Here is a 20,775-nt window from a genome sequence, read left to right on the forward strand (position 1 = left end):
GTGTTTTTACCAGCGATAATGAGCGAAGGCTTTGTTGGACTCCGCCATCTTGTGGGTCTCCTCACGTTTTTTAATGGTTGCACCCTGACCCGCTGCTGCATCCATTAATTCGCTAGCCAGCTTCTCAGCCATCGAGCGACCATTGCGTGAACGGGAAGATTTGATCAGCCAGCGCATAGCGAGGGCGTTTCCACGATCTTTCCGTACATCAACCGGCACCTGATATGTCGAGCCACCAACACGACGAGGCTTCACCTCGATGCTTGGCGTGGCATTTCTTAAAGCCTGCTCGAATACCTCGATGGGAGGACGCTTCTGCTTGGCTTCAATAGACTCGAACGCATCATAGATAATGCGCTCGGCAAGGCTGCGCTTGCCATCAATCATCATTTTGTTCACGAAGCGGGCTACATTTCGGCTCTTGTACTTGGCATCTGGTACATCCGGTCTTCGCACCACTCTCTTACGTCTTGGCATGTTCTGCCTCCTCAGTGTGTCATTCGGATCTGCTTGCTTCTCGTCAATCGTACCCCCACCGCAGGGGCTGGACCATTATGATCTCTGGTTTTCGCGTTTTCCCTTAGGTTCTGGTGGAAGACTTCTTCACATCAAACATGCTTGACTAACACAGTAACTAGACTGCTATGTTTCAAGCGCCCATCCCCGTGTGAGGTACCTAGCGGACACCAGAAAAGGCGTCGATTCGATCGAAGGCGTGAGCGCCTTGACCTTCTTCGAACGCCTACACGCGGGTGCCTTTCCACATTTCAGATAGCTACTGTCCTTCCGATCCACTGTCGTGATTCTCGCCATCGGATCGAATTGACTGAACCAGGAGAACACCCGACTATCATCGTAATGCGACGGGTACCATACCGTCTGTCTGGCTGTGTACCCGTCTACGATGACGTGTGATTTACTGACCTTATGCAGTATCCTTTTCCCGTTGAAATAGGGTCGCGCCTTTACGTCGTGCACGACTCTTGCACCGGGCCTTAGCGGGCGGGCGACATGCGGTATTCCTCACCATCCCCCGCAATTAACTACTGCGTATCCTTACTTCTTGCCCTTTGTTGGAGCGGCTGCCTGTCCGGGTTTCGGACGCTTGGCCCCATACTTTGAGCGACCACGACGACGCTTTGAAACGCCTTCGCTGTCCAGTGTGCCGCGAACAATATGATAGCGGACACTTGGCAGGTCTTTTACACGACCGCCACGGATGAGCACTACTGAGTGCTCCTGTAAATTATGCCCTTCACCTGGAATATATGCAGTAACTTCCATCTGGTTTGAAAGACGAACACGAGCAATTTTACGCATCGCTGAATTCGGCTTCTTGGGCGTCATCGTACGTACCTGGGTGCAGACACCACGCTTCTGGGGTGACCCACGCAGGCGGGAGGTCCTGTTCTTCAGCGCGTTGTACGAATACAGCAACGCGGGGGCCTTCACCTTTTTCTGCTTGTTCGAACGGCCCTTTCGGACCAATTGATTAATTGTCGGCAAGGAACAATCCTCCCTGTCCTCGTTGTTCTAAGTTTACGCGGATAGGGTTGCTATCCGCGTTATCTCTATCACACATATGCGATTGCATATATTATCACTCATTATCTTCGCTGTCAAGTGTCAGGCCAAGTGGGGCACTCGCTCCAACCGGGGTACTGGCAATGGCACCTGCAACGACGGGGGCTGCCGCCACGCGCGCTGCTGCTGCGGCTTGCTGGCGAGCAATCTGATCACGGCGGCGTTGGGCAATACCCGAACCGGCCGGTATCAACTTACCGATAATGACATTTTCTTTCAAACCAATCAGGTGGTCGGTCTGGGCTTCGATCGCGGCTTCGGTCAGCACACGTGTCGTCTCCTGGAAGGAGGCGGCCGCCAGGAAGCTGTCGGTGTTCAGTGATGCTTTAGTGACACCAAGCAGGACGGTTGAGGCTTTGGCGGGCTCACCACCTTCAGCCAGGACGCGGGCATTGGTATCAGCATACACGAAACGATCCACCAGGTCGTTCGGAAGCATGTCAGTGTCACCGGGCTCATCGACTTTGACGCGACGCAGCATTTGTCGCACGATGACCTCGATGTGTTTGTCATGGATGTACACACCAGTGTTACGGTAGACGCGCTGCACTTCTTTGGTGAGGTACAGCTGGACCGCCTCACGTCCCTGGATGCGTAAGACATCCTGTGGGTCTCTCTGACCAGAAGTGATCGGGGTACCCGCCTGAATCTTCTGACCATCTGTGACGGCGATGTTGCGCGATGCAGGCACTGGATAACTGCGCTCTTCTCGCTCCTCGAAGCGAATTGAGATTCCATCCTCGTTCAGGATGACTTCGCCATCTGTACGCGCCATGACCGGCATTGGCTCACTGCCGTTTTCAGCGGCGATGAGGGCAATGATCTGGTCCTTCTGCACATGATCGTGCTCGTTGACCACGATCTTTACATCTGCGTCTTTGGGCAATGGATATTCGTCGAAGAAGATGTTAGTTGAGACGATTCGTACAGTACGAGCACCAGTGGCCTCGTCCTTGACGATCTCAACGATACCATCGATTTCGCTGATATCTGCTTTATCCTTTGGTACACGAGCTTCAAAGAGTTCTTCGACGCGCGGTAGACCCTGGGTAATGTCACCTTGCGCTCCTGCGATACCACCAGTGTGGAAGGTACGCATGGTCAGCTGTGTTCCAGGCTCACCAATGGATTGCGCGGCTACAATACCTACAGCGGCTCCAATACGAGCCAGGGCGTTGGCTGCCAGGTCACGGCCATAACACTTACGGCAGATGCCGCGACGTGCCAGACAGTTCAGGGCCGAACGTACACGTACAGCTTTGATACTAGCAGTGACAATCTCGTTTACGTCGTCATCGGTGAGCTCTTCACCGGGCTCCAGATGCGGCAGCTCAGGAATCTCTTCAGCCAGCACACGTCCAACGAGGCGGCCGCGCGAGTTCTCCAGACCCATATCCTTTGAGTCGAACTCGGTGATCAAGATGCCTTCTGTGGTTCCACAATCTTCTTCGGTAACGATAACGTCCTGGGCTACGTCGATCAGACGACGTGTCAGGTAACCAGATTCCGCTGTTCTCAAGGCGGTGTCAGCCAGACCTTTTCGGGCTCCGTGGGTACTGATAAAGTACTCCAATACACTCAAGCCTTCACGGAAGTTACCACGTACAGGAATGTCCATGATACGTCCTGATGGACTGGCCATCAGTCCGCGCATACCTGACAACTGTCGGATCTGCTGGAACTTCGCTTTAGTGGCTCCCGATTCAGCAATAGTGTAAATGGAACCGAATGGATCGAGGACCGAACGTACCATTTTCTGGACGTTGTCGGTGGCTTCGTTCCAGGTCGAGATCGTCTGCTGGTATTTTTCGTTCTCGGTGATGAGTCCATCATGGAACTGCTCTTCCAGCTCGGCGATTTTGACGTCCGCTTTGGCCAATTCTTCTGTCTTGCCAGCAGGGACTTTGACATCACTGATAGCAAAGGTGGCGCCAGCTTTGGTTGCATAGTAGAAACCAAGGCGCTTGATTTCATCGGCCAGGTCGGTTGTCTTGGCACGACCATATTCTTTGAAGCATTCGCCAATGACCTGTTTCAAGTTCTCCTTCTTCATGACGTAGTTCTTGAAACGTAGGCGCTCCGGCAGAGCTTCGTTGAAAATGATACGTCCAACCGTTGTGGTCACTGGCTTGTTCATTGAGTGCAGCGTGACCTTTTCAGGGGGCGGCTGATCATAAACGTCGATCTCACCCATACGGACCTTGATCGGAGCTTGTAGATCAACAACACCATGCTGGAAGGCCAGCAGGGCTTCACCAGCGTCGGTAAAGACACGGCCCTCGCCCTTTTTATTGGGGCGCTCCTGCGTCAGGTAGAAACAACCCAGCACCATATCCTGGCTAGCGCCGATCGATGGCTCACCGTGGGCCGGTGAGAGCAGGTTGCGGGTCGACATCATAAACTGACGCGCCTCGTCCTGAGCTTTGTCAGACAGTGGCACGTGTACGGCCATCTGGTCACCGTCAAAGTCAGCGTTAAAGGCTGAACAGACGAGCGGGTGGAGCTGGATGGCACTACCCTCAACCAGGACCGCTTCAAAGGCCTGAATACCAAGCCTGTGCAGCGTTGGGGCGCGGTTCAATAGCACTGGATGGTCTTTGATGACCTCTTCCAATACATCCCAGACTTCTGGTTTGACACGCTCAACAAAGCGTTTAGCACTCTTGATGTTGTGAGCAAAGTTTTGCTCGACCAGTTTGCGCATGACGAATGGCTTGAAGAGCTCCAATGCCATACGTTTTGGCAGACCACATTGATGCAACTTCAGGTCTGGTCCTACTACGATAACCGAACGACCGGAGTAGTCAACACGTTTACCGAGCAGGTTCTGACGGAAACGTCCTTGCTTACCTTTGAGCATGTCGGAAAGGCTCTTTAACTTGTGGTTACCAGAGCCAGCCACGGCACGACCACGGCGACCATTATCGATCAGGGCATCGCAGGCTTCTTGCAGCATACGTTTTTCGTTACGAATAATGATCTCAGGTGCACCCAGCTCAAGCAGGCGTTTGAGACGATTGTTACGGTTGATGACACGACGATAGAGATCGTTGAGGTCAGAGGTGGCGAAACGTCCACCATCCAACTGCACCATCGGACGTAGATCCGGGGGCAACACTGGCAGGACAGTCATGATCATCCACTCAGGCGAGGTGTTCGACTTGCGGAATGCTTCAACCACTTTCAGACGCTTGGTGGCCTTCTTGCGGCGCTGTCCAACTGTATTTCCAATCTCGTGGCGCAGGTCATTGGCCAGTTTCTCCAGGTCAATGCCGGAGATTAACTCACGTACGGCTTCTGCACCCATGCCTGCACGGAAGACATCGCTGAAGTTGTCTTTTAGTTCGCGATAGCGATTCTCCTGCAACAGGTCCATCTTTTTCAGACCTTCCAGGTCACGGCGCAGCTGCTCAATGCGCTGGCGGGACTCGTTGCGCTCGCGCTCAAGTTGCGTCTGCGCGGAGTCGATCTGACTCTGGAATTCGATTGATAAGCGGTCGGCTTCACGTTTGCCTTCCGATTGGGCACCTTCAAGTTCGCGGCGCGCCTGCTCGGCAATAGCGTTGCGGGAAGCTTCGGCCACACGCTCCAGGACGTCCAGGTGCTTCGATGTGACGGTATCACCTTGCTTGACGATAATCTGGTCGGTGGGGCTGAAGAAGATATCTTCTTCAGTGGTCTTTCCAATACTTGCGCGTAACAGGTTCAGGGTCTCGCTCTCGGCATGACGAGCCTCTTCGAGGTCCTTCTCACGACGCTGCTCTACTTCCTGACGATCAGTCAGCGAGAAGCGCTGATCATTATCGCGCAGGGCTGAGTCGCGCTGAGTGCGCAGATCATTGACACGCTCAACGATCTTCTCATCCAGATTCTGTTCGAGACCGGCCATCTCTTCATCCAGACGCATCAGTTCGCGCTGGCGAGCCTCTTCGTCCACATTGGTAACCACGTATAGCGCGAAGTACAGCACGCGCTCCAGGTTACGGGGCGAGAGATCTAGCAGCAGACCGATACGGCTTGGGGTACCTTTGAAGTACCAGATATGGCTTACAGGTGACGCCAGTTCGATATGCCCCATACGCTCACGGCGCACTTTTGAACGGGCTACTTCAACACCGCACTTGTCACATACGATGCCTTTGAAACGGACTCTTTTATATTTACCGCAGTAACATTCCCAGTCCTTGGTTGGTCCAAAGATACGCTCACAGAACAAACCATCTTTTTCTGGCTTCAGTGTACGGTAGTTAATTGTTTCCGGCTTCGTGACCTCACCATAACTCCAGCTACGAATCTGCTCCGGGCTGGCGAGGCTGATACGGATAGCGTTAAAATCATTTACTTCGAGCATGCTACCTCTCCTGGGATAGGGGCTAGCGACAGGCATTTATGCCTGCCGCTCCGCGTTCCTTTTTTAACACAAAACCTTTTGCTTTCAACAAAAATCTTGTTGATTGCCCCTATACTATTGGTCTCCCTCGAAACCGGATAGATTAATACCCAGTTCCGGCATTACATCGTTAGAGGTGTCTTCGACGAATTGGATCTTCTGCTCGTCTTCGTTCAGGACCTCAACATTAATGCCCAGGCTTTGCAATTCTTTTACGAGCACTTTGAAGGATTCTGGAACGCCGGGCTCCATGATGTTTTCACCCTTCACAATGGCCTCGTAGGTTTTGACACGGCCTACAACGTCGTCCGATTTGACGGTCAGGATTTCCTGGAGGATATGAGCGGCTCCATAAGCTTCAAGTGCCCACACTTCCATTTCACCGAAACGCTGTCCACCAAACTGCGCTTTACCACCCAGCGGCTGCTGCGTAATTAAGCTGTATGGACCAGTCGAACGGGCGTGTACTTTGTCTTCCACCAGGTGGGCCAGTTTCAACATGTAGTTGTAGCCTACGGTGATGGGATGGTCGAATGGCTCGCCGGTACGTCCGTCGTATAGTTGGACTTTACCAGTTTCAGGCAGACCTGCACGACGCAGGAATTCTTCTATGTCTTCCTCGGTGGCACCGTCAAACACTGGTGTGGCTATTTTAAAGCCCAGTGCTTCAGCAGCCCAGCCAAGGTGGGTTTCCATGATCTGACCGATATTCATACGGTGAGGTACACCTAGTGGGTTCAAGATGATGTCCACTGGCGTGCCGTCGGGCAAGAATGGCATGTCTTCGATCGGCAATACACGGGAGATAACACCCTTATTACCGTGGCGCCCGGCCATTTTGTCACCGGCACCGATCTTACGCTTCTGCGCAATGCTGACACGGACCAGCTGGTTGACTCCGGGAGGCAGTTCGTCACCGGCCTCACGTGAGAAGACTTTAACCTCGACGATCTTACCGCGCTCACCATGAGGTACGCGCAGAGATGTGTCTTTTACTTCACGGGCTTTTTCACCGAAGATGGCACGCAGCAGTTTCTCTTCTGCGGTCAGCTCGGTTTCGCCCTTTGGTGTAATCTTACCAACCAGGATATCCTGAGGACCAACTTCGGCGCCGACGTAGATGATGCCGCGCTCATCCAGGTTGCGCAGGCCTTCTTCACCTACGTTTGGAATATCACGCGTAATCTCTTCCGGTCCCAGTTTGGTGTCGCGGGCGTCGATCTCGTATTTCTCAATGTGGATTGAGGTGAAGAGATCTTCGTGCACGATACGCTCACTGATCAGAATGGCGTCTTCGAAGTTACCACCTTCCCAGCTCATGAAAGCTACGAGGATGTTCTGTCCTAGCGCCAACTCGCCGTCCTGGGTCGAGGTATTGTCAGCAATAACCTGTCCAGCAGTGACATAGTCACCTTTTTTCACAATCGGACGTTGGTTAATACAGGTACCAGCATTGGAGCGAACAAACTTGCGCAGGCGATGACTGTAGATCTCACCCTGCTCATCCATGACTTCGATGCGACGCGCAGTTGATGTGACCACTTCACCGTTGACACGGCTCACAACCACCTGGCCTGAATCAATCGCGATCTGGCGCTCAATACCTGTACCACAAATGGGCGACTGTGGACGCAACAACGGCACGGCCTGACGTTGCATGTTTGCACCCATCAGAGCTCGGTTAACGTCGTCATGCTCCAGGAAAGGGATCAGTGCGGTAGCAACTGATACAGTCTGGCGCGGCGATACGTCCATGTAGTCAATATTGTCAGAGTTCTCCATGAAGAACTCACCCTGATAGCGAGCCAGCACACGATCTTCGTCAAACTCATCGTTATCAGAAAGCTTGGCGTTGGCCTGCGCGATCCAGAAGTTCTCTTCGTCATCGGCGGTATGATAATCTACCATATCGGTAACGAATGGTTTCACACGTACCTGTGCGTCACCCAGGAGAGCTGAAAGTTTTGCGAATAATGCCTCGTCGATACGTACACGATCCCGGGCCGCGATCAAGACGGTTCCATCTGTGTCCGTGACAGCTTCACGCTCACGGCCAAAGATACCACGGAACTCACGTCCAATCAGGTTGGGGTCGTTCGCCTTGAGGCGCTTATATACTTTACGGTATGGTGTCTCGATGAAGCCATAGGGGTTGATCTGCGCATAAGTCGCCAGGTTACCAATCAATCCAATGTTTGGACCTTCAGGCGTCTCAATTGGGCAGATACGACCATAGTGGGATTCGTGGACGTCACGGACATCAAATCCGGCTCGCTCACGAGAGAGACCACCAGGACCCAGGGCCGAGAGACGGCGTTTATGTCCGATCTCTGCCAGGGCGTTCGTCTGGTCCATGAACTGCGAGAGCTGGCTACCACCAAAGAACTCTTTCATCGCTGCCACAACCGGGCGGATGTTGATAAGGGCGTTCGGGGTGGCCTGTCCAGGCTCCTGAATGCTCATGCGCTCTTTGACGACACGCTCCATACGCAGCAGACCAACACGGAACTGCGTCTGAATCAATTCACCTACACAACGGACACGGCGGTTGCCCAGATGGTCGATATCATCTTTGCGACCACGGCCATTGTTTAATGACACCAGGCGGCGAATGATGTTGACCAGGTCATCCTGCGTCAGGATACGCTGGCTCTGGGGGATAGCCAGGTCCAATTTGCGGTTGAGTTTGTAGCGACCAACACTGCCCAGATCATAACGACGTGGGTTAAAGAATAAGTTCTTTACCAGGGAACGTGCGTTATCTAATGTAGCAGGATCGCCAGGACGTAATTTTTTATAGAGTTCGAGGAGGGCCTCGTCCTCTTTTTTCACTGGATCACGGTCCAGGGTTGCTTGAATATAGCGTATAACTGGATCATTATCGACACCAGCAAAGGCATCCAGGATACCCTGGTCGGTCGATAGATCTAAATCTTCGGCATGCCACTGGTCTTTTGCCAGGCTGGAGATAGCTCGTAAAAGGGTGGTCACCGGAATTTTACGCTTACGGTCAATCTTGACGGTTAAGAGATTTTTGTTGCTGGTCTCAAACTCTAACCAGGCACCACGCCCGGGAATCAGTTTGGCCGCAAAGAGCTTTTTACCAGTGGTCGCATCCTCATCTACTGTAAAGTAGACACCAGGAGAACGCACCAGCTGACTTACTACTACACGCTCAGCACCATTAATGATGAATGTACCATCTGTTGTCATCAAGGGAAAATCACCCATGAAGACATCTTTCTCGATGATTTCACCAGTCTCTTTATTGATCAAGCGAGCCTTCACATTAAGAGGTGCAGCAAACGTGGCGTCACGATCGCGGCATTCGTCCTCGGAATACTTTGGCTTGCCAAATGGTTCAGGTGGTACAATAAACTCTAAGCTCAGGTTTTTGCCGGTAAAGTCTTCAATCGGAGAAATTTCTTCGAAAAGCTCGCGCAAACCCTCTTTCTTAAACCACTCAAAGGAGTCAAGTTGAATCTGAATCAGGCCAGGCATAGGCCGTATGTCTGGGATACGTGCAAAGGATACACGCTCTGGGAGCGCAACGGCCCTTGTGCTTACTGCCATACTTGGTATTCTCCTCTCACCTAATCGCCCATAGAGGAAATTGAGAGACACGACAATTCGCACCTCTCAGTGCAACGGAAAACGGAAAAAAAAACAGATAATTGATTTATGATAATGCCTGTGTTGTGAAACGGTCTATGACAATAAAAGTAACCGCTTGCAATCGCAATAAGCGGTTACTCCTACACTTCTACCCTTACGGATTGTTTTTCCAATCACCCACACAACTATCCCCTCCAGTGGAGATAAACAAGCTAGCTGCCAAGATTACAGGCACAGGTTAAATACCGAAACAGCAAAAAATACCACATTGTACCCTCTACCCGAAAATTCTGCTACATTTCAGAGCTGAGCTCATGAAAGTGGGCTGAAGGTTCAACTTCATGTGGCTTATGATAGTAATCCTCACGTTTTTTGGGGAGTGATGTGTTGTTTCGTAATGTGTCTCGTCTCTTGGCCTACGTCGTTACCTGTGTTATGAATCAGCTATAACACTACTGTTACTAGTATACATACACTGGCAAGTGATAATTATACGTCGTCGGATAATATATGTCAATACTTTTTGTAGCTGTGGCAAAAAACTCGTCTGATTTTTTCTCTCGTTGTATTAAACGCTAGAAATTGGCGTTTTATTCCCCCTTTTTACGACAATCAAACGCAACAATCAGTACGTGCGGAGCTTGTCCCCGCTTTATCCGCTCCTGCTCGAAAAACCAACCAGAGCAACGACATGCATCTTATCAAACCTCTTCATTGCTGCTTCACAATGAAGAGAGCCTGGCAGATGAGCCGTCGAGGCCCATCTGCGGTTTCCTACCTGATAGTTTGTTTATGCGACGCTGACAAGCCGCTTCGAGGCTTCGAGGGCCTGGGCTATCTCTTCACCTAAGGCTGGATTCCAGACTTGTTTGGCATCCACCCAGCGTGTGTGGAGCAGAGATAATAGTTGGTGCTGGTCCTGGGTTGAGAGAAGATTGAGGTCAACCAGGGACTCAGGGTTGCCAGGATAACTGATGGTGAGCACAAAGTTGTCGATGCGGATGGTGGCTTGTCCGTTGAGCCGGTATGTGTGTGAGGAGCCCAGCTTACGACAAAATGAGATACCACCCAGACAACCAACCAGGATAAATGAGGTTGCGACAATGCTAACGACGATGCCAGCCAGGCTCAATAAGATGGCCAGGCCGGTGGTGACGACCATTAAGACTGGTGAGGGGATATGCATGGTCCAACCAACCAGGATCGCCGGGACAAGTCCTATCAAGGCGGTCACGAAACACCAGAAGGCACTGTTCATGATCCAGAAGATGCTCTTCATGTTTTCGGCCGAGAGGTCACGAACGGTGATGGTGTTGTTTCCTTCGAATGTGACCATGCCCGCCGTGTGCCCTTCACGCAGTGCGTGCAGAAAACGAACGACCAGGATACTTCCTAAGATAGAGACAAAGGAGATAAACCAGGAGAGCGCAACCAGTGCGTCTTGCCATTTTAAATATAGTGTAACATTATGCACGTAAGTCGTCCACAGGGCTGCGCCACATAGGACACCTACGATGGCCGTTACGATGAGTGCGAGAAAAAATAACCAACCCAGCCTTCGGATGCGTAGGTATTGTGAATGCGCTAAATCGAAACGATACGTATCTTTTACCGGTTGTATCATGACTCTACCCCTAATGTACATCGAATATGTCTGTATGATGCTTCGTTCAAATGGACAGACCTCGTTCTAGTTCGTTCTCCACTCTATGCTTTAACGATTCAGACTATGTCAAGAGTGACAAAAAATAATCAGATTTTGTTGTTCTGGGTCGTTTTTGCGCAGGTGATTCCCTGGTGCTACACCTTCCCTCATATTATTACGAATAAGGAAACGATTGGTTTCTGTGAGTTATGTTTCATGATGTGTCATCATATACCCAAAAAGTGGCTGCCTGGGAGATATAGTGAAAATCTGTAATTTTTGGAGGTCTAGCGTGTGTTGGTACGCAAATCATCGAATAGGATGGTCTGCAAATAACGCTCGGCCGCACTGGGAAAGACGGTGACGATCACTTTGCCGCGGTTTTGCTCTTTTCTGGCTTCTTGCAAGGATGCCCAGGCTACCGCTCCACTACTAATGCCTATTGATAGGCCTTCGTCTTTCATCACCTGGATGGCGGTGTCAACAGCATCATGATCGGTAACCGGGATCACGCGGTCGATCAGGTCGACACGCAGGGTGTCTGGAATAAAACCTGAACCCAGTCCTTCAATGCGATGAGGACCCGGACGACCACCAGAAAGGACCGCGCAGGTGGCCGGTTCGACGGCGATGACTTCCAGTTCGGGTTTGCGTGCACGGAGTCCTTCTGCTATCCCTGTCAGGGTGCCTCCGGTACCAACTCCAATAACGACCATATCAACTGTACCAGCTGTCTGTTCCCAGATTTCAACTGCGGTGCCTTCACGATGAGCACGCGGATTGGCCTGATTGTAAAATTGTTGGGGATACCAGCTATTGGGTAGGGTGGTACGCAGTTCAATAATTTTATTGATCGCGCCTCGCATACCCTGGGCGGCAGGCGTTAAAATAATCTCTGCCCCAAAACGCTGCAAGAGGAGCCGGCGCTCCAGACTGACGGTATCGGGCATAGTGAGGATACAATGATAACCACGCGCAGCCGCCATCGCCGCCAGTGAGATACCCATATTGCCACTGGTTGGCTCAAGAATGGTGCTTCCAGGCCTCAATAAGCCCTGGATCTCGGCCTCGCAAATCATTTGTAGGGCAACCCGGTCCTTAGAACTTCCTCCCGGACTAAACATTTCCAGTTTGGCTAAAACCTTTGCCAGTACACCAGGCTGCCCATCAGGAGTTTCTTCTTCAGAAGCAAAACGTCGTAATTCAACCAGAGGAGTACGACCAACTAACTCAGTCGCATTTTTCGCCCAATGGACCATAACTATTTGCTAGCCTTCTTTCTGCAGAATTACTCCTCCGGTAGTAATGCACGGATAATGCTGACCAATTCTTGCATGTTAAATGGTTTGCGGAGGAGAATGCCAGCCTGTAATCCCATGCGATGCAATTCCCAGTCGCGGCTGCCCGTCATCACAATGATTGGTGTGTTCTTTGTATTGCTATGACCACGTAAATATTTATAGAGAGAGCCGCCATCTAAGCTGGGCAATCCCACGTCTAGCAGTACCAGGTCTGCTCCAACATGGGGTAATTGATCTTTTGCTATCTGTCCATCTGAAAAAATATGCACTCGCCACTGACCAAAAAACTTCAGCACATCGCAGAACATTTCTGTCAATCGTGGATCGTCTTCAACGATAGCGATCAGTTTCCGCTCATCCAATGCTTCAGCCACGTGCTACCATCCCCCTTTGCATATTCACCACATACACATTTATGCCACCCCTCACTTCTACCCACCCTGAAGAAGCACAAAAGCCTTACGCAGGCTCTTTTTGCTTCAATCGTGTTCCCGATGTTGACCCGTGCGCGCATATTATAAGAATTATTATAAGTAGCACGCAGTTATGCGCTGTTAGAATTTCTTAGGATCGCGAACCTGAATTAAATATAGTACATAGTCTCTTCAGTACTACCGGTACGATGCTTTTGAGCCAATTCCTCGATAGTGGTCGAAGTAAGTATTTGTTGGGTCAGGGCGTCTATCTGTTGCCAGACATCTCGCAAGGCACAACCAGGAGAAAGCTTGCAAAAATCTGGGTTGGGCAAACATTCCATGGGTGGAACATATCCCTCAAGGGCCTGCATCACCTGTGCCATCGTAATCTGACTCGGTGATTTCGCGAGCATATGTCCGCCTTTTGGACCACGGACACTCTTCACCAACCCTTCTTTACGTAACACCATGAGGATTTGATCGAGATATTGCTCTGGAATGTGTTGTCTGGTCGCAATATCTGCGCTTTCAATCGGCCCTTGCCCGTAATACGCAGCCATATCGAGCATCGCTCTCAGGCCATAGTCTCCCTTCATAGTTAACTTCATTGTAGGGGCCTTTCCTTTGGGCAAAGTGACTGAATTTAGATACCTTTTTATCTAGTGTTTAGGATATATCAGTAGAGAATGCATGTCAATGGTTTTCAACGCTATCCGAGGCTAAACTTGACTAAATTGGTAAACTTTCTGTACAACTTACTTTTTTATCCTTGTTCAAGTTGGCTTATCCGGATGATACGGCTTAACATGAGATAAGCACAGCTCCAAATTGATTAAATTATGCTGAGAATAGCAGTAAACAGAAGCATAAGGCTTGCAGGTATACACAGACATATCTATAATGAACCATAGAAACACAGGCACAACTCTTCCCTACTGATGCCCGCTTGTGTTAGTTGTTGGATTACCAGGAGACAAAAACTATGCAGCAAGGCAGTAACTGGCAGACAAACCAGGAGCATCAGCCACAATTAAAGGTTCTTGTCGTTGATGATGAGGATAACATTATAGAACTCATTCGCTTAGGCTTACGCTATGAGGGCTTCCACGTTGAGGTGGCCTCAGACGGCGAACAGGGCATCGCACTGGCACAAAGGATTGATCCAGATCTGGTTATTCTGGATGTAATGATGCCCGGTATCGATGGGATCGAGGTCTGTCGACGTCTGCGTAGCAATCCAACAACACGAGATGTGCCTGTTTTGATGCTGACAGCAAAGGATGAGGTGGGCGATCGTATTTTAGGCCTGCAAACAGGCGCCGATGATTATTTGACCAAGCCCTTTGATTTTTATGAGTTACTGGAGCGCATCAAGGCTATTTTGCGTCGACAGAATCGCTCAAAATCTTCTTTAAGCGATACCAGTGGGGCCGATACAGACCAGACGCTGCAGTGTGGCGACCTGATTATGAATACGTCGACGCGTGAGGTGACGCGCGGTGGCCAGATGATTGAATTGACCGCCACCGAATATAATCTTTTGCAGTTGTTTATGAGCCATCCACGCCAGGTACTAGATCGACAGACTATCCTTAATCGTGTCTGGGGCTATGATTTCCTGGGAGAGACCAATATTATTGAGGTCTATGTGCGTTATCTGCGTGAGAAAATTGAAGATACACCCAGTTCACCACGCATGATTGTGACCGTTCGGGGCGTGGGCTACGTCCTGAAGTGCTAATATGTTTTTTACCATCACTCGTCTATTTGTTATACGGAGTATCACTATCATGTCAGAGCAAAAAGCCACAGGATTACAAGGATGGTTGACCACTCGGTTTTACCGGATTAAAACTCGTCATATGGCTCCTTCTGGAAATCTCTATCTGATGGGTCCATCCGTGGAAAATGATGTAACACAACCTCTTAATGGATCTCGTTCAAGTCTTGGGGGTGACAACCAGCGCAATGAGGCTCCTTCATGGCTGCGTCCATTCTTTAGCTTGCGTATCCAGCTGACATTCGTGTTTGCTCTGTTGCTGATTTTGATGGTGGCATTCGCTGGCCTTTTGCTGGGTCGACAGGTGTCGACAGCCTATGAGATGATGGTAATGCTTATCCTGGTGGTGTGTGGTACAGCGGTGGCCTATGCTCTGACTTCGCTGCTGTTACGACCTCTGGGACAGGTGACCGATGCCGCACAGGCAATTGCGATGGGCGATCTGGCTCAACGTGAACGTTTGCCTTTACGTCTCCCTCCACAGGATGAAATTGATCGTCTGGCAGGGAGCTTGAGTATGATGGTGACACGCCTGGAAACTGCTGAGGAGCTGCAACGTGCATCTCAGAATCGTTTCCATCAGTTTTTTTCGGATGCCTCCCACCAGTTACGTACTCCTTTGACCTCTCTCCGAGGCTTTACCGAGCTGCTGATGCGTGGCGCCAAGGATGATCCCGAGACCTCACAGCGCATCCTTAAGCGGATGAAAAATGAGTCGGAGCGTATGACTCTATTGATCAATGATTTGTTGACGCTGGCTCGCCTGGATGACACTCATCCTATGAAGCTGCAGTACGTCGATATGATTGATATGGCACTCCAAAGCATTGAGCAGACGAAGTCGCGCGCTAATGATGAGCGCAAGATCCGTTTGCAACTGGTCTATAATGATAAACTGGGTGTGCAGGCTGATCGGGAGCGCATGAAGCAGTTGCTATTTATCTTGCTGGATAATGCTTTGAAGTATGGCCGTCCTGCTCCACAGGGCGAGATTACGCTGAGATTGGATAAACAGCAGGGCCAGGTGACCATCAGTGTGATTGATAATGGCGACGGAATTGCTAGCGAGGATCTGGAACATATCTTTGAGGCTTTTTATCGTGGCCGCCATCGTTCATCTGCAAATGCCAATACAGGCGCCACTCCGGTAATCGGCACCGGTCTTGGCCTGACAATCGCTTCTGCTATTGTGCGAGCACATAATGGCGCGATTACAGCTTGTAGCGAGCCTGGCAATACTGAATTCAAAGTGCTTTTACCGTGCTCAGATTAAAGCAGTAGTAAATGTACTCTCCAAGCTCAAGTACGCATTTTTCCTACACACATTGACCATCGCTGGTTTACCGTGATACACTGCCTTAAGTAAAAAAAGGGTACTATGGTTGTAGGACAACACTTATAGCCACCCGGATGAAGGTAAGATATCGCTATGTGGACCTCTACGATGGATCTTGACCAGAAGAAGGTTCTGCTGACGCAGATACTTGGTCGTTTTTATCATAATATCTATTTTTCTTCTTACTCACCATTACAAGTCCAGAATTTACCACGCCAATCGCTGCCCGAGAGCAGCTGGGTGCGAGTACGCAATCGCCTTTCCGGTATCTGTGGTAGCGATTTACATCTGCTTTATCATGGCGGCGGCGATCAGCGCGTAGCTTCGGCGGCCAGGCCAACTCAGAAACAGTTCTATCCTGGCCATGAGGTGGTCGGCGAGGTAATTGAAATTGGCAATGATGTACAGCGTATACAGGTGGGTGATCGTGTTGCGCTACAGTGGCGTCCCAATTGTATTACGGCAGGCGTTCAGCCTGTATGCCACGCTTGCTCAACAGGCAATTATAATCTTTGTGACCATGGCTCTTTTCTGGCACCCCAGCCGCTGGGCGGCGGTTGGAGCGAGGAGATGCTGCTGCATGAGCAGCAGTTGTTCCGTGTACCTTCCGGCCTGACAGATGAACAGGCCGTTATGCTGGAGCCGGCCGCGGTTGCTATGCATGCGGTACTGCGCCATGTCCCCCGCCCTGGTGAACGTGTATTGATCATTGGGGCCGGGACCGTTGGCTTGCTAACACAGCAGATTGTGCGTTCCCTGGCGCCGCAATGCGAAATTAGTGTCCTGGCACGCTATCCGTTCCAGGTGGAGCAGGCGACGCGGCAAGGGGCCGCCCATATCATTTATCCACGCGATGCCTATGTGGGCGTGCAAAAGGCCACCAATGCGAAACTTTACAATGGTATCTTCGGCAACCAGACCTTGCAGGGAGGCTACGATGTTATCTATGATACCGTCGGCCAGAAGAGCGGTCTATTCCAGCATACTACCCTGCACCATGCCCTGCGTTGGATTCGCTCACGCGGTACCATTGTTCTGGTCGGCCTGAGCCTGGAGCCGATGAATATTGATCTGACGCCACTATGGCATCAGGAGATCTCTCTCTTGGGAAGCAATAGCCATGGCGCTGAATACTGGCCCCTGGGGGCAATGATCAAACATCTACCTTCCGCGTGGTCTCAGACTTCATCAATCAGCGCCGTATCACGCCAGAGCAATTGATTACTCACAATTTTGCGCTGGATAATTATCAAAATGCTTTGTTGACCGCCACCAGGAAGTCTGAAAGTCGGGCCATTAAAGTGGTGTTTGATTATTCACTCTTGCCGGCGTCTGTGGTTCCCAATGTACGTGCCTCGGCTCCGCGCATTCGTCGTCAATCGACGATCAATTTTATGGAAGAATTTGATGATCCAGGTGAGCAGCCCAGGCGTACTTCTGGCAACCTGGATGATCAGAAGGACATTCCATCGGCACGACCACATACTAAAGAACTGGCTAAAACTCCCAGGCCTACCCAATCTGCGGATGAGTTCGATGATGATGATACCGCTACCGCTCTGCCCGCCATGGGCAAACGCTTTACCGGTAACTTCCGTTCCTACGTGCCACAGTCGCAGATGCAGGAGAATCTTGAGTCTGCAGAGCAGCAACAGGTTGAGCGGATGCCGGTTCACGCAGATTCACATGTGCCTGAGAATAAGGAGCTTGAGGATCAGACTCAATTGTTCGCACAGCCACCCCAGGTACCCCATACAGAGAATGATCTAAACCTGGACTCGGATGCGACAATGCTGTTTTCAAGGGATTCAATTCCTCTGTCCGATGATAATAGTGAGCTGGTGTCTGACGATGATAATAGTGAGCTGGCAACAAAGGCGGATCTGTCCGAGCCTTCCGCTGCTCCCACGATCAGTACATCCGAAGTAGAAGTTGATGAGCCCGCGGAGGCAGATCCCACGGAGTTTGAGCCAGAGAATGCTATCCCGGAGACCCCTGTTATCTCTGAGGTAACAAATAGTACACCCGACGCTGTTGATACACATACCAGTGCAGAACCAATAGCAACGGATGAAGCGGCTGTCGTTACTCCCTTACTTGAAGAGCAAGCACAAGTAGACTCAACAGAAGAGCCTGCGACCACCGAGCAAGACGTTTCAACATCAAGTTCTGAGCCTGTCACACAATTTGATACTGAGGATGAACCCTCTGCTGCTGCCGAGGATCACTATCACTCCGCTGCTGACGATGAGTATCCTACTTCCGCTGAGGATGAATATCCGGCCGAGGATCTCTATCACTCTTCTGATTATGAATATTCTGTTGAGGATCAGTATCCCGCTGATGATCAGTATTCTATTCCTGCCGACTATGAGTATCCCGTTGAGGATGAGCTTGATAAGCCAAATAGTACTAGTGATATTATGCAGGAAGAGCCAGCCTCAACCACATTGCCAGCGGACACGTCCTTCATAGATGAGCCATCGCCAGAAGAGCTTGACCCAGAAAGCACCGCAACGATTTCTACAGCTAATGTGTTACAACAAGTAGAGAGACCACAAGGTTCTCGTGCGCAGCAACCAAAGCCGCGCACCCGTAAAAAGAAAACAGGCGGCCGCTAGGGACGGTTGAAAAGGATTATATAGACGATAAATTGTCCCTGCTCTGCCTGTCGCCACTTGTGGCACGGCACAGAAAAGGCACATACAGGTTCGGTTTATCGTCTTTTTCTTTGCCCCAGCATGATGTGGGGATTCCAGGTAGTAAGTAGTTCAAGCATGGAGTAAAGAATGCCAAATCATACATCACCATTCGAATCATCAAATGGTGATATGCCACCTAAAAACCATTTGGATCCACAGCAAGAGAGTGAAAAGCAGCTTGCTATCGATCAAGAGGCGGATGTTCATCCCGAACATTTCGTACCAACACCTGGAGGAGCGGCTCCTGCTTCGCACCCCTGGCCATCGTCGCCACCACGCTCTCCGATACAACCTCTTCATCTTCCTACACGCCCAATTCCAGCCAGGGCGGATTCGCCGGCTGCTGAGAAAAACCAGCCCCGGTCAACCTCGGGCTCCCCACGCCCTGCAGGTCTCTATTCTTTCCAGCCAGATGCTTCTCAAGTGCCTGAAGCACCACGGTTGTCCGCTAATACAGACATCCCATCGCTGCCTCAGCGGCCTGGAAGCAATAAACGTAGGGGTGGAAGAGGTCCTATCAAGCCTCGCCTGGCTGCTGCCCTGATATTAGTTGCCTTGCTGGTGATTGCGGGTAGCGTTCTGGGTCAGCGTTTATTACAGGCGCGCACCACAACGATGCCGACCAAAGATTCTGGTGCTGTCGCCAGGGTTGGGAACTTTGTTACTCCACCATTGAGCAGTCAACAGATTGATCATCTGCGCCACCTGACCCAGCATATGAACAATCGGCAACTTGCTTATCTCTACGTATCACGTATGAGTTTAGATCAAGAGATCGGGCAGGTTATGATGGTCGAATATCCAGAGAGTGCTTATTCGGCTTCTCTAGATACCATGATCCATAATCTACATGCCGGTGGTGTAATCATGTATCAACGCCAGATCAATACTCTGGCCCAGACGAAACAGGATACTGCCCATATGCAACAGCGGGCGGATTTTCCGCTACTGATCTCCGCCGATGAAGAAGGCTGGAATGTACATCGCTTGACGAACATCTATCCACCTCGCCTCTCGGCCCATGATATTCATAATAGCGGCAGCACAACCGTGGCAACCGATCAGGGACAAAAAGTAGCCCATGATCTGCTCTCACTGGGTATCAATACGAATTTCGCACCCGACGTGGATGTATCACCGGATGATGGCTACATCGGTTGGGATCAGCGTTCGTTTGGTGATACACCAGGGGATGTGATTAAATATGCTGGCGCATATACTAAAGCTATGCAAACAGGCGGCGTGATTGCGACGATGAAGCATTTCCCAGGTCTGGGCGGTGCGCCGAAAACAACCGATCCACATGCTGTCTTTGTGACCATCAATCATTCTAAGGATGAATTGTATAAGACCGACCTGGCTCCCTTCCAATACTTCATCCACTCCAATGATAAAATGGAACAACCAGGTATTATTATGTCAACTGACGAACTGGTACCTTCAATCGATCCCACTTATATCGCTGAACTCTCGCCCACATTTATGACGAAGATTTTGCGCAATGAACTGGGTTATGATGGGGTGGCCATTACCGATGCTTTGACGATGCTGGGTGTACAGGTGAATGGCCAGCATATCGCCCTACCCCAGGCAGGTGTAATGGCCCTTAAAGCGGGTAATGATCTCTTGCTTGGTCCTCAAGATCCCGCTGGCATGCAGGGGATGGTAGATGGTATTAAGGCTGCGCTGAAGGATGGCACGCTCTCTAAAACGCGCCTCGATGAAGCAGCCAGCCGCGTACTGGCCCTTAAGATGGACCGTGGCCTGATCCCGGCTGTCCCACCACCAGCTAACTCATAATACAAACGTTTTTCCATAAAAAAAAAGAGGAGCGAGAACCCGCTAGCATAGGCGAGTTCTCGCTCCTCTTAATCTCTGCGTATGCGGAGCTCATTCACCATTTCTTCTGTGGTGCACCTGCAGAGCTCATTCACCATTTCTTCTGTGGTGCACCTGCAGAGCTCATTCACCATTTCTTCTGTGGTGCACCTGCAGAGCTCATTCAC

General features: G+C 50.7%; 12 protein-coding genes and 1 pseudogene. 5 read left to right on the plus strand and 8 right to left on the minus strand.

Translation table 11 applies throughout. The features are described 5' to 3' along the window. Positions 1 to 6 precede the first annotated feature (6 nt). The 8 genes and pseudogenes from rpsG to EL645_RS10430 all read right to left on the minus strand — a co-directional run bounded on the left by rpsG (position 7) and on the right by EL645_RS10430 (position 13,559). Positions 7 to 477, minus strand: coding sequence for a 30S ribosomal protein S7 (rpsG, locus tag EL645_RS10395; protein WP_126549960.1), 471 nt, complete (start codon positions 475 to 477; stop codon positions 7 to 9). A gap of 579 nt (positions 478 to 1,056) precedes the next feature. After that, on the minus strand, positions 1,057 to 1,506 hold the full coding sequence (gene rpsL / locus EL645_RS10400; protein WP_126549961.1) for a 30S ribosomal protein S12: 450 nt from the start codon (positions 1,504 to 1,506) through the stop codon (positions 1,057 to 1,059). Positions 1,507 to 1,690: 184 nt separating this feature from the next. After that, positions 1,691 to 5,935: pseudogene (gene rpoC, locus EL645_RS10405) on the minus strand (DNA-directed RNA polymerase subunit beta'); the annotation flags it as partial. Between the two features lie 114 nt (positions 5,936 to 6,049). Continuing rightward, positions 6,050 to 9,547, minus strand: coding sequence for a DNA-directed RNA polymerase subunit beta (gene rpoB, locus EL645_RS10410; RefSeq protein ID WP_126549963.1), 3,498 nt, complete (start codon positions 9,545 to 9,547; stop codon positions 6,050 to 6,052). 832 nt (positions 9,548 to 10,379) lie between these two features. Next, positions 10,380 to 11,213, minus strand: coding sequence for a hypothetical protein (locus EL645_RS10415; RefSeq protein WP_126549964.1), 834 nt, complete (start codon positions 11,211 to 11,213; stop codon positions 10,380 to 10,382). Positions 11,214 to 11,521: 308 nt separating this feature from the next. Further along, complete coding sequence (gene cysK / locus EL645_RS10420; protein WP_126549965.1) at positions 11,522 to 12,493, minus strand: cysteine synthase A; 972 nt, start codon at positions 12,491 to 12,493, stop codon at positions 11,522 to 11,524. A gap of 29 nt (positions 12,494 to 12,522) precedes the next feature. Continuing rightward, positions 12,523 to 12,909: a response regulator transcription factor gene (locus EL645_RS10425; protein WP_126549966.1), complete on the minus strand. Its 387-nt coding sequence runs from the start codon at positions 12,907 to 12,909 to the stop codon at positions 12,523 to 12,525. A gap of 209 nt (positions 12,910 to 13,118) precedes the next feature. Next, positions 13,119 to 13,559 (minus strand): RrF2 family transcriptional regulator, encoded by a 441-nt coding sequence (locus EL645_RS10430; protein WP_126549967.1) that lies wholly within the window; start codon positions 13,557 to 13,559, stop codon positions 13,119 to 13,121. A 374-nt stretch (positions 13,560 to 13,933) separates the two neighbouring features. Between EL645_RS10430 and EL645_RS10435 the strand changes: the two genes are divergently transcribed. The 5 genes from EL645_RS10435 to EL645_RS10455 all read left to right on the plus strand — a co-directional run bounded on the left by EL645_RS10435 (position 13,934) and on the right by EL645_RS10455 (position 20,569). Then, on the plus strand, positions 13,934 to 14,692 hold the full coding sequence (locus EL645_RS10435; RefSeq protein WP_126549968.1) for a response regulator transcription factor: 759 nt from the start codon (positions 13,934 to 13,936) through the stop codon (positions 14,690 to 14,692). Positions 14,693 to 14,741: 49 nt separating this feature from the next. Further along, complete coding sequence (locus tag EL645_RS10440; RefSeq protein ID WP_161977278.1) at positions 14,742 to 16,004, plus strand: sensor histidine kinase; 1,263 nt, start codon at positions 14,742 to 14,744, stop codon at positions 16,002 to 16,004. A gap of 156 nt (positions 16,005 to 16,160) precedes the next feature. Then, positions 16,161 to 17,288 (plus strand): zinc-dependent alcohol dehydrogenase, encoded by a 1,128-nt coding sequence (locus tag EL645_RS10445; protein WP_126549970.1) that lies wholly within the window; start codon positions 16,161 to 16,163, stop codon positions 17,286 to 17,288. After that, positions 17,240 to 18,688, plus strand: a complete 1,449-nt coding sequence (locus tag EL645_RS10450; RefSeq protein WP_126549971.1) for a hypothetical protein — start codon at positions 17,240 to 17,242, stop codon at positions 18,686 to 18,688. The genes EL645_RS10445 and EL645_RS10450 overlap by 49 nt, the downstream gene beginning before the upstream one ends. Positions 18,689 to 18,856: 168 nt before the next feature. After that, entirely contained in the window at positions 18,857 to 20,569 is a 1,713-nt protein-coding gene (locus EL645_RS10455; RefSeq protein WP_126549972.1) for a glycoside hydrolase family 3 protein, read from the plus strand. The last annotated feature ends 206 nt before the right edge of the window (positions 20,570 to 20,775 follow it).

The sequence above is a fragment of the Dictyobacter kobayashii genome, from assembly GCF_003967555.1.
GTDB lineage: Bacteria > Chloroflexota > Ktedonobacteria > Ktedonobacterales > Ktedonobacteraceae > Dictyobacter > Dictyobacter kobayashii.

Excerpts from the sequence above, each read along its gene's own strand:
- rpsG (WP_126549960.1), bottom strand. The coding sequence starts at position 477 with ATGCCAAGACGTAAGAGAGTGGTGCGAAGACCGGATGTACCAGATGCC.
- rpoB (WP_126549963.1), bottom strand. The coding sequence starts at position 9,547 with ATGGCAGTAAGCACAAGGGCCGTTGCGCTCCCAGAGCGTGTATCCTTT.
- EL645_RS10415 (WP_126549964.1), bottom strand. The coding sequence starts at position 11,213 with ATGATACAACCGGTAAAAGATACGTATCGTTTCGATTTAGCGCATTCA.
- cysK (WP_126549965.1), bottom strand. The coding sequence starts at position 12,493 with ATGGTCCATTGGGCGAAAAATGCGACTGAGTTAGTTGGTCGTACTCCT.
- EL645_RS10430 (WP_126549967.1), bottom strand. The coding sequence starts at position 13,559 with ATGAAGTTAACTATGAAGGGAGACTATGGCCTGAGAGCGATGCTCGAT.
- EL645_RS10435 (WP_126549968.1), top strand. The coding sequence starts at position 13,934 with ATGCAGCAAGGCAGTAACTGGCAGACAAACCAGGAGCATCAGCCACAA.
- EL645_RS10440 (WP_161977278.1), top strand. The coding sequence starts at position 14,742 with ATGTCAGAGCAAAAAGCCACAGGATTACAAGGATGGTTGACCACTCGG.
- EL645_RS10445 (WP_126549970.1), top strand. The coding sequence starts at position 16,161 with ATGTGGACCTCTACGATGGATCTTGACCAGAAGAAGGTTCTGCTGACG.
- EL645_RS10455 (WP_126549972.1), top strand. The coding sequence starts at position 18,857 with ATGCCAAATCATACATCACCATTCGAATCATCAAATGGTGATATGCCA.